At 76.2% G+C, this 15,333-nt stretch carries 10 protein-coding genes; 5 read left to right on the top strand and 5 right to left on the bottom strand.

All coding sequences use genetic code 11. The annotated features are described in order from the left end of the window. Nucleotides 1–31: 31 nt before the first annotated feature. The 3 genes from ACFLFB_RS07315 to ACFLFB_RS07305 all read left to right on the top strand — a co-directional run bounded on the left by ACFLFB_RS07315 (nt 32) and on the right by ACFLFB_RS07305 (nt 4,266). Nucleotides 32–1,396, top strand: a complete 1,365-nt coding sequence (locus ACFLFB_RS07315; RefSeq protein WP_392545049.1) for a serine hydrolase domain-containing protein — start codon at nt 32–34, stop codon at nt 1,394–1,396. A 191-nt stretch (nt 1,397–1,587) separates the two neighbouring features. After that, nucleotides 1,588–3,723: a RecQ family ATP-dependent DNA helicase gene (locus ACFLFB_RS07310; RefSeq protein WP_392545048.1), complete on the top strand. Its 2,136-nt coding sequence runs from the start codon at nt 1,588–1,590 to the stop codon at nt 3,721–3,723. Between the two features lie 60 nt (nt 3,724–3,783). Continuing rightward, nucleotides 3,784–4,266, top strand: a complete 483-nt coding sequence (locus ACFLFB_RS07305) for a hypothetical protein (RefSeq protein WP_392545047.1) — start codon at nt 3,784–3,786, stop codon at nt 4,264–4,266. On the opposite strand, the gene ACFLFB_RS07300 is transcribed toward ACFLFB_RS07305, so the two are convergent. After that, nucleotides 4,205–4,921, bottom strand: a complete 717-nt coding sequence (locus ACFLFB_RS07300) for a YitT family protein (RefSeq protein WP_392545046.1) — start codon at nt 4,919–4,921, stop codon at nt 4,205–4,207. The genes ACFLFB_RS07305 and ACFLFB_RS07300 overlap by 62 nt on opposite strands. Before the next feature lie 61 nt (nt 4,922–4,982). Between ACFLFB_RS07300 and ACFLFB_RS07295 the strand changes: the two genes are divergently transcribed. Together ACFLFB_RS07295 and ACFLFB_RS07290 are read left to right on the top strand one after the other, a co-directional pair. Then, complete coding sequence (locus ACFLFB_RS07295) at nt 4,983–6,452, top strand: PLP-dependent aminotransferase family protein (RefSeq protein ID WP_392545045.1); 1,470 nt, start codon at nt 4,983–4,985, stop codon at nt 6,450–6,452. Nucleotides 6,453–6,466: 14 nt separating this feature from the next. Beyond that, a complete protein-coding gene (locus ACFLFB_RS07290) occupies nt 6,467–7,438 on the top strand; it encodes an acyl-CoA thioesterase (protein WP_392545044.1) in 972 nt (323 codons plus the stop codon). Between the two features lie 69 nt (nt 7,439–7,507). Here ACFLFB_RS07290 and ACFLFB_RS07285 read toward each other — a convergent pair whose 3' ends face one another. The 4 genes from ACFLFB_RS07285 to ACFLFB_RS07270 are packed head-to-tail and all read right to left on the bottom strand — an operon-like array spanning nt 7,508 to nt 15,214. Further along, nucleotides 7,508–8,197, bottom strand: a complete 690-nt coding sequence (locus ACFLFB_RS07285) for an ABC transporter ATP-binding protein (RefSeq protein ID WP_392545043.1) — start codon at nt 8,195–8,197, stop codon at nt 7,508–7,510. Then, nucleotides 8,194–9,123 (bottom strand): ABC transporter ATP-binding protein, encoded by a 930-nt coding sequence (locus tag ACFLFB_RS07280; RefSeq protein ID WP_392545042.1) that lies wholly within the window; start codon nt 9,121–9,123, stop codon nt 8,194–8,196. The genes ACFLFB_RS07285 and ACFLFB_RS07280 overlap by 4 nt, the downstream gene beginning before the upstream one ends. After that, nucleotides 9,120–12,026, bottom strand: coding sequence for a hypothetical protein (locus ACFLFB_RS07275; protein WP_392545041.1), 2,907 nt, complete (start codon nt 12,024–12,026; stop codon nt 9,120–9,122). The genes ACFLFB_RS07280 and ACFLFB_RS07275 overlap by 4 nt, the downstream gene beginning before the upstream one ends. Further along, complete coding sequence (locus tag ACFLFB_RS07270) at nt 12,023–15,214, bottom strand: FtsX-like permease family protein (protein ID WP_392545040.1); 3,192 nt, start codon at nt 15,212–15,214, stop codon at nt 12,023–12,025. The genes ACFLFB_RS07275 and ACFLFB_RS07270 overlap by 4 nt, the downstream gene beginning before the upstream one ends. Nucleotides 15,215–15,333: the final 119 nt, after the last annotated feature.

The following is a 15,333-nucleotide window of genomic DNA, read 5'->3' as shown; positions in this document are numbered from 1 at the left end:
CCCAGCCGTGGGCCGGGCCTAGGGTGGTCGGGTGCCGCTGCAACCCTCGACGACCCGCCGCCTCGACCACGTCCTCACCACCGCGCAGCGCGAGGGCCGCATGCCCTCGGTCGCCGCGGGCCTGGTCAGGGGCGGGTCCCTCGTCTGGACGGGCGCCGTCGGCACCGTCGACGGGCGCGCCGACGGCCGGGCCGCCGACGACGACACCCAGTACCGGATGGGGTCGATCACCAAGACCTTCGTCGCCGTCGAGGTGCTGCGGCTGCGCGACGCCGGTCGCCTCGACCTCGCCGACCGCTTCGGCGCCCACGTTCCGGGGTCGGCGTTCGACGACGTCTCCCTCGAGCAGCTGCTCACCCACGCCGCGGGCGTGCAGGCCGAGTCTCAGGGGCCGTGGTGGGAGCGGACTCCCGGCGGCTCGTGGGACGAGCTCGTGGGTTCCGGTGTGGGACAGCGGTTCCGCGCGGGGCGCCGGTTCCACTACACGAACGTCGGGTACGGCGCGCTCGGCCGCCTCCTCGAGGTGCTCCACGGCAAGGGCTGGTTCGAGGTCGTGCGCGACGAGCTGCTCGAACCGCTTGGGATGACGCGGACCACGACGCGGCCCACCGGGTCGGCGGCGCAGGGCCTGGCCGTGCACCCGTTCGCCGACGTCCTGCTCCCCGAGCCCGAGCACGACGCCGGGGCGATGGCGCCGGCCGGCCAGCTGTGGACGACCGTGACCGACCTCGCCCGCTGGGCGACCTTCCTCGGCGGCGAGACGGCGGGGCTGCTGTCCGCCGAGACCCTGGCCGAGATGGTCGAGCCGCACCACGTCGTCGACGAGCCGGGGAAGCCGTGGACCGGCGCGCACGGGCTCGGCTGGCAGGTGTGGAACGTCGACGGCGTGCGCTCGGCCGGGCACGGCGGCTCGATGCCGGGCTTCATCGCCGGGCTGCGGGTCGGGCTCGACGAGCCGGGCGCCGGTGACGGGGTCGTCATGCTCACCAACACGACGGCGACCGCGGGCGGGCGCCCGCTGATGAACGACCTCCTCGGCGCCCTGGCCGAGCACGAGCCGGCGACCCCGGCACCGTGGTCGGCTGCCGGCGACCCCGCCCTCCTCGAGCTCGCCGGGCCGTGGCACTGGGGGCCGTCGGTCGACACGGCGAAGGTCGTGGGCGAGCATCTCGTCCTCGGCGAGCCCGGGGCCGGTCGGGGCTCACGCTTCCGGCGCGTGGGCGAGGACCTCTGGGAGGGCCTCGACGGGTACCACACCGGCGAGCCGCTGCGCGTGGTGCGCCGGGCCGACGGCACGGTCTCGCACCTCGACCTCGCTTCCTTCCGCTTCACGCGCACCCCGTACGACCCCGAGGGCGACGTGCCCGGCGGGGTGGACGACCTCGGCTGGCGCTGACCGTTCCAGGATCCGCGGGCCGACGAACAGGACATGCCCGGCTCTGGACGGCTTGCGGGCCGCGCCCTGAGCACGGGCGACCCCCTCGGCTCGGCCCATGTCCTGTCGGTCGGCCGCCCCACGCCTCCACCCGGTGGGCTGTGGACGGCGATCGGGGTGATGTCGGCCGGTCGGCATACGGTGGGCGCACCATGACGAACACCACCGCCGTCAGCACCACCCCCGTCGACCCGGCCCTCGCCGAGCACGCCACCACCACGCTGCGCCGCCTCGTGGGCCGCGACGACGCGCAATTCCGCGACGGCCAGCTCGAGGCCGTCAGCGCGCTCGTCGCCGACCGCAGCCGCGTCCTCGTCGTCCAGCGCACCGGCTGGGGCAAGTCGGCGGTCTACTTCGTCGCCACCGCACTGCGGCGCGCCGAGGGCGCCGGGCCGACCGTCATCATCAGCCCGCTCCTCGCCCTGATGCGCGACCAGGTGGCCGCCGCGGCCCGGGCGGGCATCCGCGCGGTCACGATGAACTCGGCCAACGCCCAGGACTGGGACGAGGTGCGCACGGCCCTGGCCGAGGACGCCGTCGACGTCCTCCTCGTCAGCCCCGAGCGGCTGAACAACCCGCGCTTCCGCGACGAGCAGCTCCCCGACCTCGCGCGCCGGTGCGGCCTGCTCGTCGTCGACGAGGCGCACTGCGTCAGCGACTGGGGCCACGACTTCCGCCCCGACTACCGGCGCATCCGCGACCTGCTGGCCGGGCTGCCCGCCGACACCCCGGTCCTCGCCACCACGGCCACCGCCAACGCCCGCGTCGTCACCGACGTCGTCGAGCAGCTCGAGGTCGGAGGGCGCCGCGTCCTCACCGTGCGCGGGGGCCTGGCCCGCGACTCGCTGCGCCTGGGCGTGCTGCGCTCGATGTCGCCCGAGCAGCGGCTCGGCTGGCTGGTCGCCCACCTCGGCGACCTGCCGGGCAGCGGCATCGTCTACACCCTCACCGTGGCAGGAGCCGAGGACGTCGCGGCGGCGCTGGCCGACGCCGGCCACGAGGTCGTGTCGTACACCGGGCGCACCGACGCCGCCGACCGCGAGCGCCTCGAGGCGCGGCTGCGGGCCAACGAGGTCAAGGCCCTCGTCGCGACGTCCGCGCTGGGCATGGGCTTCGACAAGCCCGACCTCGGGTTCGTCGTCCACCTGGGGGCACCGAGCTCGCCGGTGGCCTACTACCAGCAGGTCGGTCGTGCCGGGCGCGCCACCGAGCGCGCCGACGTGCTGCTCCTGCCCGGGCCCGAGGACCGCGACATCTGGCAGTACTTCGCGTCGGTGTCGATGCCGCGCGAGGAGCAGGCCGATGCCGTGCTCCGCGCTCTGGCCGAGGCGGGCCGCCCGCTGTCGACGGCCGCGCTGGAGACCGCCGTCGACGTGCGTCGCACCCGGCTCGAGCTCCTGCTCAAGGTCCTCGACGTCGACGGCGCCGTGCAGCGCGTCTCGGGCGGCTGGGTGTCCACCGGGGTGCCGTGGACCTACGACGCCGAGCGCTACGAGCGGGTGGCGCAGGCCCGCCAGGTCGAGCAGCAGCTCATGGTCGACTACGAGCGCACCGACGCCTGCCGGATGGCCTTCCTCCAGGAGACGCTCGACGACCCCTCCGCCGTGCCGTGCGGACGGTGCGACGGCTGCGCCGGACCCTGGTACCCCACCGACGTCCCCGAGTCCGTGGTCGGCGCCGCGCGCGAGCGGCTCGCCCGCGCGGGGCTCGACCTCGAGCCGCGGGTCCAGTGGCCCACCGGCATGGACCGCCTCGGCGTCCCGGTCAAGGGCAAGATCGGCCCGGACGAGTCGCTGCTGGGCGGGCGGGCCCTGGCCCGGCTGTCCGACCTCGGCTGGGGCCAGCGCCTGCGTGAGCTGCTCCGCGAGGACGCCCCCGTCCCTCCCGAGCTGCTGCGCGCCTGCGTCCCGGTCCTGGCCCAGTGGGGCTGGGCGCGGCGCCCCGTGGGGGTCGTCGCCATGCCGTCGCGCAGCCACCCCCAGCTCGTCGGGTCGCTCGCGGCAGGGCTCGCCGAGATCGGCCGGCTCCCCTTCCTCGGCACCCTCGACCTCGCCCACGGCGGCCCCATCGGCGAGGCCGGCGGCAACAGCGCGTTCCGCCTCGCCGGCGTCTGGGAGCGCTTCGTCGTCGGGCCCGACCTCGCCGCCGTGCTGCCCACGGTGGCCGGGCCGGTGCTGCTCGTCGACGACCTCGTGTCCTCGCGCTGGTCGCTCACCGTGGCCGGGCGGGCGCTGCGGCTCGCCGGCGCCCCCGACGTCCTCCCGCTGGCGCTGGCCGTCGACGGCTGACGCGCGGTGGCCCGACCGGGCCAGAGACAGGGCGCAACCCGCCTCCCTAGCGTGGGAGGCGTGGGCAACCCGGAGGTGCTCTACACCGAGAACGACCGCTGGACCCCGCGCCGGCAGCGCTGGACGATCGCGCTCATCGGCGTCAGTGCGGTCGCGGCCGTGCTCGTCGTCGTGGCCGAGGCGGTCACCGACCTCGGCACGACGGCGTTCGTCCTGCTCCTCGTCGCGTCCGGGGCCGCGGCCCTGCCCGCGCTCGCCCTGCTGCCGAACCACGAATGGTACGACCGCACGGCCGACAGCCAGTCCATCACGGTGGAGCGCGACCGGCTGGTCGTCGACACCGTCGGCTACCCGTTCGCGATGCTCGACGCGCGCGTGGCCGACCCCGCGACCTGGCCGCCGGCCGAGCGCCGGCGCCAGCTGAGCGTCCCCATGGTCGGGAACTGGTCGATCGAGGTGCGCAGCCGCGACCCCGACGCCTTCACGGACGCGCTGACCCGCTCGTACTCGGCGTGGGCCGCGGAGCGGGGCGCTCGATCCTGACCGTCAGCATCGGCAGGAAGAACTGGACGACCGGCCCGATGAGCACGGCGTAGAGCACCGTGCCGACCCCGACGATGCCGCCGAGCAGCCAGCCGAGGACCACGACGGTCACCTCGATCGAGGTCCGCACGAGCCGGATCGAGCGTCCGGTCCGTCGGTGCAGCCCCGTCATCAGCCCGTCGCGCGGGCCCGGGCCGAGCTGGCTGCCGATGTACATCGCCCCGGCGATGCCGTTGCCGACGATGGCCACGAGCATGACGAGCACCCGCCAGCCCAGCCCCTCGATCTCCGGCACGACGCCGAGCGTGAGGTCCGTGGCGATGCCGATGACCACCGCGTTGGCGACCGTCCCCAGACCCGGCCACTGCTTCAGCGGGATCCACAGCAGGAGGATGACGAACGAGGACGCCACGACCATCTGCCCGTAGGAGAGCGGGATGTGCTGGGTCAGGCCGTAGGTGAACACGCCCCACGGCTCGAGTCCCAGGCCGGCCCGCAGCATCAGCGCCATCGTCACGCCGAACAGCCCGAGCCCGACGAGGAGCTGGGTGATGCGGCGGCCGAGCCGGCCGGCCCGCAGCTGCTCGATCGGGTTCATCGGCACGAGCTCGACGCGGCGGGACACGCCACGGCGGAGCACCTGGATCGGGGTCATGCCCTCATCGTGCCGCGAAAGTGGCCTTCACATCCATGGCCAATCCTGCGAGAGTGGCCACATGGCCACCCCCACCGTCTCCGCGGCCCGCACCGCCCGCCTCGTCGGCACGCTCGTGCCCGGGAGGCCCGCCTACCAGGCCCTCGCCGACGCCCTCCGCCACGCGGTCGCCGACGGCCGGATCGCCGTCGGCACCCGCCTGCCGAGCGAGCGCGAGCTGACCGGTGCCCTCGACGTCAGCCGGACCACGGTGACCCGCGCCTACGAGGTGCTCCGGGAGGCCGGCTACCTCGCCTCCCGCCGCGGGTCGGGCTCGGTGGCCACGCTCCCCGCCGCGAGCCGGCGACGGGGCACCGGCTCGCTCTTCCCCGCGGACCCCGCCGAGGGCGTCATCGACCTCACCTGCGCGGCCTCCCGGGCACCCGCCGGCGTCATCGAGGCCTACGAGCGCGCGGTCACCCGGCTGCCCGAGTTCCTCTGCGGCGCGGGCTACCTCACCCTCGGCGTCCCCGAGCTGCGCGAGGTCATCGCCGACCGCTACGCCGCCCGCGGCGTGCCCACCGAGCCCGACGAGGTGATCGTCACGTCCGGCGCGGTCGCGGGGCTCGGCGTGGTCCTGCGCGCCCTCCTCGGCCGCGGCGACCGGGTGGTCGTCGAGAACCCCACCTACCCCAACACCGTCGACTCGCTGCGCCGCGGCGGCGCCCGGCTCGTGCCGCTGGCGATGGACCCCGACGGCTGGGACGTCCCCGAGGCCGCGCGCACCGTGCGCGCCGCCGGCGCGGCCGCCGCCGTCCTCATCCCCGACTTCCACAACCCCACGGGCGCCCTGCTCGCCGAGGACGACCGAGCCGTCCTCGCCCGGGCCCTGCGCGCTGCCGGGACGGTTCCCGTCGTCGACGAGACGATCGCCGAGGTCTGCCTCGACCACGACGGCCCGCTCCCCCGCCCGTTCGCCGCCCACGACCCACGGACCATCAGCGTCGGCAGCTCGTCGAAGTCGCACTGGGGCGGCCTGCGCACCGGCTGGGTCCGGGCCCCCCGCACCGCCCTCCCCGGCCTGGTCGAGGCCCGGGTGACCACCGACCTCGGCGCGCCGGTGCTGGAGCAGCTCGTCCTCCTCGAGCTGATGCGGACCAGCCCCGGCCTCACCGAGGAGCGCCGCCAGGACCTCCGGGCCTCGCGCGACGCCCTCGTCACGACCCTGCGCCGGGTCCTGCCCGACCTCGGCTTCGCCGTCCCCGCCGGCGGGCTCTCGCTGTGGTGCGAGCTCCCCGACGGTGTCGACGCCACCGCCGTCGCGGTCGCTGCCGAGGACGAGGGCCTCCTCCTCGCCGCCGGTCCCCGGTTCTCCGTCGCGGGCGGGCTCGACCGCTGGATCCGGCTGCCCTACGTCCTGGACCCCGCGACGATGACGACCGCGGCCGAGCGGCTGGCCCGCGCCGTCGCCGTCGTGGCCGACGGGGCGGCGCGCCCCGCGACCTCGCGCCGGCGCCCGCAGGGACGGCCGTCGCGCCCGCTCGTCGCCTGACTAGGCTTGGCCGGGTGACGACCGAGCAGCCCGCCCCCCTCCTGGACCTCCTCGCCACGCTCGACCTCGAGGAGCTCGGCTCGGCGCGGGTCAGCGTCCAGCCGCTGTCGACCGCCGGCGAGCTCGCGGGCGACGCCCCGGTCCCGCTGCCCGAGACCTTCGCCGAGGACATCACCCTGTTCCGCGGCCAGAGCCAGAAGCAGCCCCACGGACGGGTGTTCGGCGGACAGGTGCTCGCCCAGGGCGTCATCGCGAGCGGCCGGACGGTGCGCGCGGTCGAGGGCCAGGAGCACCGCCGCCTGCACTCGCTGCACGCCTACTTCATGCGCCCGGGCGACGACACCCAGCCGATCACCTTCAGCGTCGAGCGGATGCGCGACGGCCGCTCCTTCTCCACCCGCCGGGTCCACGCCGTGCAGCACGGCAAGCCGATCCTGTCGATGAGCTGCTCGTTCCAGGAGCCCGACGGCGGCCTCGACCACCAGGACCCGTCGCCCGGCGCGCCCGACCCCACCACCGTGCCCTCGCTCGCCGAGGTCTTCGCCGGCATCGACCACCCGGCGGCCCGCCACATGGCCGAGGGCCGCGCCATCGACCAGCGCCACGTCGAGGGAAACCTGTTCGTCACACCCGCCACCGACGAGGTCGCCGACCAGCGGGTCTGGATGAGGGCGACGGGCCGCCTCCCCGACGACCCGCTCGTCCACGACGCCGTCCTCGCCTACGCCTCCGACTACTCGCTGCTCGAGTCGGTGCTGCGCCGCCACGGCCGCACCTGGACGGCCAAGGGCCTGCGGGTCGCGAGCCTGGACCACGCGATGTGGTTCCACCGCCCCGCCCGCGCCGACGAGTGGATCCTCTACGCCCAGCACTCCCCGTCGGCCACGGGAGGACGCGGGCTCGGCATCGGCCGGATGTTCACGGCCGACGGGACGATGGTCGCCACCGTCGCCCAGGAGGGCATGGTCCGCCTCCCCGACGCCTGACCCCGACTCCTTGCGATCCACCCACCGCGCAGAGGGCCCACAGCCCCTCTCGCGGTGGGTGTTCCGCAATCAGTGGGTGGGTGTCGGGGTGACGAGGCGGCCGTCGGCGAGCTCGACGACCCGGTCGGCGATGGAGAGCAGCGCGGGGTCGTGCGTGGAGACGATGGTCGTCATCGACTCCTCCTTCGCCAGCCGGGCGATGAGCATCATGATGTCGCGGCCCGTCTCCGAGTCGAGCTGCCCGGTCGGCTCGTCGGCCAGGAGCAGGGTCGGGCGCGACGCCAGCGCCCGGGCCAGCGCGACCCGCTGCTGCTGTCCGCCCGACAGCTCGCCGGGCCGCTGGTTGACGTGCGCACTGAGGCCGACGTGCTCGAGGGCCTCGGCCACCCGCGCCTCGCGCTCCCCCGCCTCGAGCGACACGAGGCGCAGCGGCACCCCGACGTTCTCGCGCGCGGTGAGGATGGGCACGAGGCCGAAGGACTGGAAGACGTAGGAGACGTGCCCCCGCCGCAGCGCGAGGAGCCCGGCGTCATCCATCGCGGTGACGTCCTCGTCGTCGAGGACGACCCGTCCCGAGTCGGGCCGGTCGAGGCCGCCGATGACGTTGAGCAGCGTCGTCTTCCCCGACCCGGACCGCCCCCGCACCGCGAGCAGCTCGCCGGGCTGCGCTGACAGCGAGACACCCTGGAGCGCGTGGACCTCCCCCGCGCCGGAGCGGAAGGTGCGGTGCACGTCGTGGACCTCGAGGTGCCGGCTCATGCGCCCGCCTCCTCGTCCGCGCCGCGCGAGGGCCACACGCCGATGTGGTCGGTCTCGAGGTCGAGCCGCACCCGGTCGCGCATCCCGAGGGCGGTCGTGAACCCCTTGGGCAGCTGGAGGCGGCCGGCCCGGTCGAGGACCGCGAACTCCTCGGCGACCAGCCCCTCGTTGCCGTGCTCGTCGACGGCCGTACGGCGCCGGACCTCCGAGGAGGTGCGCCCGTCGCGGATGCCGACCGTGCGGGCCACGTGCTCGCTGACCTTGGGGTCGTGGGTGACGACGAGCACCGTCGTGCCGAACGTCGTGTTGGCGCTGCGGATGGCGCCGAAGACGTCGTCGCCGCTGCGGCTGTCGAGCTCGCCGGTGGGCTCGTCGGCGAGCAGCACCTTGGGCCGGTTCGCGAGCGCGACGCCGAGCGCCACCCGCTGCTGCTGGCCGCCGGACATCTCGTGCGGTCGCCGGTCCGCGCAGTCGGCAACACCGAGGACGTCGAGCGTCTCGCGGGCCCGCGTCTCGCGCTCCCCGCGACCGAGGGACGCGAGCGACATCGGCAGCTCGACGTTCTCCAGGGCGGTGAGGTACGGGAAGAGGTTCGCGCCGGCCTGCTGGTACAGGAAGCCCACGGTGTGGCGGCGGTAGCGCAGCCGGTCGCGGGTCGACATCTGGAGCAGGTCACGTCCCGCCACCCGCACGAGCCCGGCGCTGGGGGTGTCGAGCCCGGAGAGGATCGACAGCAGCGTCGACTTCCCCGACCCGGACGCCCCGACCACGGCGACGAGCTCGCCACGATCGACGGTGAGGTCGAGGCCCTGGAGCGCCACGACCTCCACGCCCTCGGACGTGAAGATGCGAACCAGGTTGTCGCACAGGATGTGTGGACCACCATCGACCGTGGCGCCACGGCCTCGTGTCGTCGTCGTGCTCATGCGGAGTCTCCTCTGCGCAGGTGCTGGGCGAGGTCGCCGTGTCGGGCGGACACGGCGTCGGACAGGAGCGCGAGCGCTCCGAGGACGAGGACGCCGGCGCCGGCGAGGGCGCCGGCCAGCGGGCGGGGCTCCACGGGGAAGCGGGCGACGGCACCGGTGTACGGCGCGAGGTCGAGGGCGGCCGCCACGGCGACCGGGGCGGCCACCCCCGCGGCGACACCCGCGAGGACACCGACGGCGAGCAGCGGCATCACCTCGGTCCACGCGAGGCGGCGTTCGCCGCCGTGGGGCAGCCCGAGGGTGCGCAGCCGGATGACGAGCTGGGTGCGGGCCGGGCGCGTGGTGGCCAGCAGGAGCAGCAGGGCGAGCAGGGTGAGGACCCCACCGAGGACGGTCCCGGCGAGGTAGGAGGCGGTGACGAACCGGGCCAGCGCGCGGTCGCGCACCGCCGCCCGCTGCGCGTCGACGGTGACCACCCGGGTCACGAGGCCGCCGAGCTCCGAACGGTCCTTGGCGGCCGTTACCGATAGAGCCGCCTGGGCGGCCGAGGATGCCTGCAGGAGAACCGTGTTCGGCTGGGTCGTCGGCAGCGCTGCGGTGAGCGCATCGAGCGGCACGAGCGCGACGACGCTCTCCCGACCGGCCAGCGCACGCACCAGCCCCGGAACGGTGGCGACCCGTCGGGCCGGCAGGGTGGTGCCCGCCACGACGAGGTCCATCGCGTCGGCGCCGGGCCCGCCACTGAGCACCACGGGCAGCCGGTCGGCCCCGCCACCCAGCGCCGGGAGGTCGACCGCGGCCGGGGTCCCGCGCAGCATCGAGGCGTAGGCGACGGGGTCGACCGCGAGCACGGTCACGAGCGACTCCCGCTCGTCGACCACCACCCCGGACGACGGGTCGACGAACGCGGGGAGGGCGGCCCCGACCCCCTCGCGGGCGCGGAGGCCCTCGAGGTCGGGGGCGTCGATGCGGACGGCGTCGACCCGCGCATCCGCCCCGACGGCGCGGTACGCCGCGAGGTCGCGTTGTGCGTCGACCGTGGCCGACAGCGTGGCGGTGAGCGTGACGAGGGTCGTGCCGACGACGAGCGCCGTGATCGGCACGGCCGCCGCCGCGCCGGTGCGCGCGGCACGGGTCAGCCCGAGGTAGCCGACGAGCCCCTTGCCCCGGGCAGCGAGCCGGGCGAGCAGCCCCACCGGCCACGGCAGGAGCCGGATCGCGACCACGGCAGCGGCCAGGGCGACGAGCACGGGGGTGACGGTGGCGAACCAGTCGGTGCGCCCCGCCGCGATGACGTCGCCGCGGCTGCGGACCGTGGTCACCGCGCTCACGGCGAGGGCGAGGACGACGAGCTCGAGGACGACCCGCCGGGCTGCACGGCCGAGGTCGCGGGTCTCGTCGGGGACCTCCTCGAGGACGCGCAGCCGCCGCCAGGTGACCCCCACGGCGGCCAGCAGCGGCAGCAGCACGACGAGGGCCACCTCGACCCACGTCACCGTGGGCACCGTCCCCGGGAGCGCCAGCGCCATGGCCACGCCGGCCACGAGTGCCGCGGGCACCCCGAGCGCCGCGGTCCAGGCCGCGACCAGCGCGAGGACGAGCGGGCTCGACGCCCCGCGGCTGCGCAGCAGTCGCACCTCGGCGGCCCGGCGGTCGGCGCCCACGAGCGCGGTGAGCCCGAGGACGAGCACCGCCAGAGCCGTGACGCCGCCGGTGACGAACGAGGTCATGACGTCGGTGACGGCGACGTCGCGGTCGTACCGGTCGAGCAGCCGCCCGAGCCCCGTCACCAGGGTGGGCCGCTCGGGGACGGTGGTCCACACCGACTGGTCGGTCGCGAGCGTGACGAGGAGTCCGCGCAGGGCGGTGGCGTCGCCGCGTCGGAGCCGGTCGGCGTCGACGCGGTAGCGCCACGTGTGGTCCAGGGCCGGCGAGGAGCGCTGGTCGGTGCCGGGCAGGATCCGCCAGATGCCGTCGGCCAGGGCGCCGTAGCTCGACAGCGGGGCGACCAGCGCCGCCTGGTCCTTGGTCTCGCCGTCACCGAACGGGATCTTGGCGACGCCGAGCAGCCGCGGCTCGGCCTCCCAGGCCAGCGCATCGGCATCGAGCGGCTCGTAGGTCCCCGAGACCTGCACGACGGTGGGGGTGACCGAGCGCAGCGCGTCGTCGGACGGCGTGAGCTCGAGGACGTCGCCGACCGCCACCCCCCACGCCTGCGCCGTGGGCCGGCTCAGCGCCATCGGCACGACGCTGACCGTGTGCTCCTGCCCCGTCGAGGTGGTGATGGTGCGCAGGCCGGTCGGCGCGCCCGGCGGGCCCCCGTCGGTCCACCGGACGCCGTCGGTGACGACGTCGTCGAGCCGCAGGACCACCTCGACGAGCGAGACCTTCAGCGTGGTCCCCGAGCCCTGGACGACGACGAAGGGGTCGCTCTGCGCGGACTCGGCCGCAGGCCCGAGCAGCGCGGAGACGCGCGGTTCCATCGCGTCGCGCACCGCCGTGTCCACCGTCTCGAACGGTGGGGAGGCGGGGACGCCCAGCGTCGTCCCCGGGACCGCCACCCCGCCGACACCGCGCGGGGTGAGGCGGAGGCCCAGGTCGCGTTCGCCGGGCCCGGCCGACTCCACGGTGTCGGCGAGCCCACGGTCCTGCGCAGCACCGGCGAGCTGCGGCAGCGCGACGAGGAAGGTGGTGGTGACGAGGGCGAGGGCCGCGAGGAGGAACGCCGTCCCCCTCCCGGCGGGGAAGCCGTGCCGCAGGACCTGCAGCGGCCCCAGCCCGGCCGACCCGCGCACCCGTGCCGCACCGTGCCGGCCGTGGCCGCGGTCGGTCCGGCCGTTCCGGTCGGTCCCGTCGGTCCGCTCCCGGCGCGCCGGCGGCGGGCCGGCGTGGCGGCCGGTCACGACTCGCCCCGGCGCAGCTCGGCCGCGACGTCGGTGCCGACACGGCGCAGGACGAGGACGCCGACGACCGCGAGGACGAGGGCGACGAGGGCGGCGAACAGCACCAGGCGCGCCCACGGCAGCGCCACGAGGACCGACGGCACCTGGCGGTGGCCGTCACCCCCGACGAGCACGGGGACGACGGCGAGCGCCGACAGCACCCCCAGCACCAGCCCCACGACGACGGTGAGGACGACGACGGCCACCCGTTCGGCCTCCAGGGTGCGGCGGATGCGCCCGGGCGGCATGCCCAGGGCGAGCAGGACGGCGTTCTCGCGGCGGCGCTCCCGGCCCAGGGCGGCCGTCGTGGCGGCGAACCCGACCGCCGCCAGCACGAGCGCCGCGGCGGTGACGAGCAGCATGGCCGCGCGCATCCCGGCGTTCACGGGGTTGTCCAGCCGGTCGCCGACGACGTCGGACCGCAGCGCGAGGGTGCTGCCCCCGGGCAGCTCGCCGAGGAGCGCCTCGGCGTCCACGGCGGCCCGGGGGGCCAGCCACCACTCCGAGGGCTCCAGGGGCCGCGACGACAGGCGCCGGTCGGAGGCGGGCGGCTCACCGAGGACCGAGACCGTCGGCAGGTCGACGAGGACGGCACGGTCCGGTGTCGTCGCGGTCGGCACCGTCTCGATGACGTCCGCCACCTCCAGTGGGACCCGCCGTCCGGCGAGGAGCACCTCGAGCCGCGACCCCTGCTTCGCGCCGGTGGCCTCGGCCAGCGCCCGGGTGACGACGGCGGGCACGACGTCGGTCGGTGCGGCATCGACCGCCGTGACGAGGGCATCCGGGTTGGGCCGGTCGCGCATCGCGTCGACCCCGGCGAGCGCCCGGCCGTCGGCCGAGGCGGACTCCACCACGAGGCTGAACAGGCCCGACCCGGCGATCGGCGTGGTCGCCGGGTCGAACGCCCCCACCGGGCCCAGCGACTGGCCGAGCTGCGCGGTGGTCGTCGCGACCACCCCGAGCACGGTCGACGGCCCTCCCCTGGCGGGCGGCAGGTCGATGACGAGGTCGCCGCTGCGCGGTCCCACCGGGCCGAGCGGCAGCGTCTCGACCAGCCCGGTCGCCTCACGGACCAGGACGGTGGTCTCCACCGCGAAGCCGGGGTCGGTGTCCTTGGGCGCCTCGAGCCGCAGCCGGACCGAGAGCGAGCGCGCGCCCTCCGGCAGCGCGACACCGGGGACCGGGCCGCGCCGGGCGGCGAGACCGCGGGTGAGCGCGGCCCAGTCGCGGCCGTCGAGGCCGTCGGCGCGCGGGGTGGCGACCCGGCCCACCACCGCCGCGTCGACCGCGAGCACGGTGACACCCGTGACCGGGCCGACGTCGACGACGTCCCGCACGACGGGGGTCAGCCGGTCGCTCCCGCCGGCGACGCCGTCGAGGGTGGCGCCGAGCGCGGCCAACCGGGCCCCGCCCACGGCACCCGTGAGCACCCGCACCGGGCCACCGGTCTCGAAGCTCGACTGGTCCTCGACCGCCTGCTGGGCGGTGGCGGAGTGCGACAGGGCGAGCGACCCCATCGAGACCGCGAGGAGGACGAGGAGCACTGTGCCGCTCTGGCTCGCCAGGCGGCGCGAGAGCTGCCAGCCGCCCCAGGCGACGTCGAGGCTCGGGCGCGCGCTCGTCACCCGGGCCACCTGGCTGGAGAGCAGCGGGAGGAGCCGCAGGCACAGCACCGCCGAGCCGGCCACGACCAGCGCGGGGGCCGCGATGGTCAGGGGGTCGGCGACCACGGAGCCGGCCGTGTCGTAGCGGCGCAGCTGCACCACCCCGAGGACGCTGAGGCCGACGAGCGCGACGTCGAGGCCCGACGAGCCGAGGGCCCGCAGGACCTTGGCCGCCCCGCGCGAGCCGCCTCGAGCCCCACCGCGCGCCCGACCGACGCGCAGGGTCGTCGTCACGACGACCACGGTCGCGAGCAGCCCCATGACGACGACCGACACCCACGGGAGCGCCCCGACCGACGAGCCGGTCGCGAGGTCGTCGGCGCCCAGACCCGCCCCGCGGGCGACCGCGCGGGCGAGCACCGGGGCGACGAGGAGCGACCCGACCGTGCCGACGGCCACGACCGCGAGCGCGTCGGCGAGCGCCAGCGTCGCCAGGCGGCCGGTGGAGGCACCGCGCGTGCGCAGCAGCCGGGTCTCGACGTCGCGCAGGGCCGCGAGCAGGGCTGCCGCGACGACGAGGCTCGACGTGCCGAGCACGACGAGGAGGACGGTGGGCGCGAGCAGCGCGGCCCGCACCCGCGCCTCCGACACCGTCGCCTGGCGCACCACCGCGGGCAGCGAGGTGGTGACCCGCGCGTCGCGCAGGGGTTGCTCGGCGCCGGCGTCCGAGGAGGCCGTCGTGCCCACGCCGGCGACCCGCTCGAGCCGGTCGACGACGTCGTCGAGGCGGGTGGCCAGGCCGGTGAGCCGGGTGCCGTCCATCGCCCGGACGTCCGGGGTCCAGCGCCAGGTGACCGTGGAGGCGCCGACGAGCGGACCGTCGAAGGCCCCCGCCGCCAGGACGACCGGGCCGTAGGTCGTGAAGTCGGTGCGGACCACCCCCCGCAGCCCGAGCGGGTCGTCGGCCCAGAGCCCGTCGTCCACCCCGACCGGCGCGTAGACCCCGCTGACGACGACCGCGAGCGGCGGCGCGTCCCGGGTGATGAGGTCGGTGAGGCCGAGCCGGTCGCCGACGGCCAGCGACAGGGCGGTGGCGACGTTCTCGGGGACGACCGCCTGCACGGGGTCGCCGCCCGGTGCCGTCCCGGCCGGGGGCGCAGCGGGCCAGTCGCCGCTGACGAGCCGGGCCCGCCCGGTCAGCCCGTCGAGGTCGGCGAGGAGGACCCGGTCGGTGGGCGCGCCGCCGACGAGGCCGCGTGTGGTGGCCGCCGCCGTGCGGGTCAGGGTGGCATCGCCGCCGGCGTCGACGGCCGCGCGGACGCGCCGGTCGGCCTCGGCCAGCTCGCCGGGACGCAGGCCCGCGGTGAGCGTGACGCCGCGCTGCGAGGCCGGCACGCCGAGCTCGGCGCGGACCCCCGCGTCGGCGATTCCCACGGACAACAGCTGCAGGGTCGCGACGACGAGCATCGAGGTGAGGACCGAGGTCGCCACCGCGACGAGGGCGGCGGGATGCGCTCCCACGCGACGCAGCAGGAGCGTCCTCACACCACCCGTCCCTCCCCTGTCGCCGACCGGACCGGGCCACCCTAATCGTGGCCACGCGGCCGGTGGGGGCACGGGTCGGGTCGTCGCCGGATCGTGACCCGGAGGCCGGGCGAGCCTGG

The organism is Oryzobacter telluris, from assembly GCF_043099285.1.
Lineage (GTDB): Bacteria > Actinomycetota > Actinomycetes > Actinomycetales > Dermatophilaceae > Oryzobacter > Oryzobacter telluris.
This window is presented reverse-complemented; position numbering and strand designations above follow the sequence as displayed.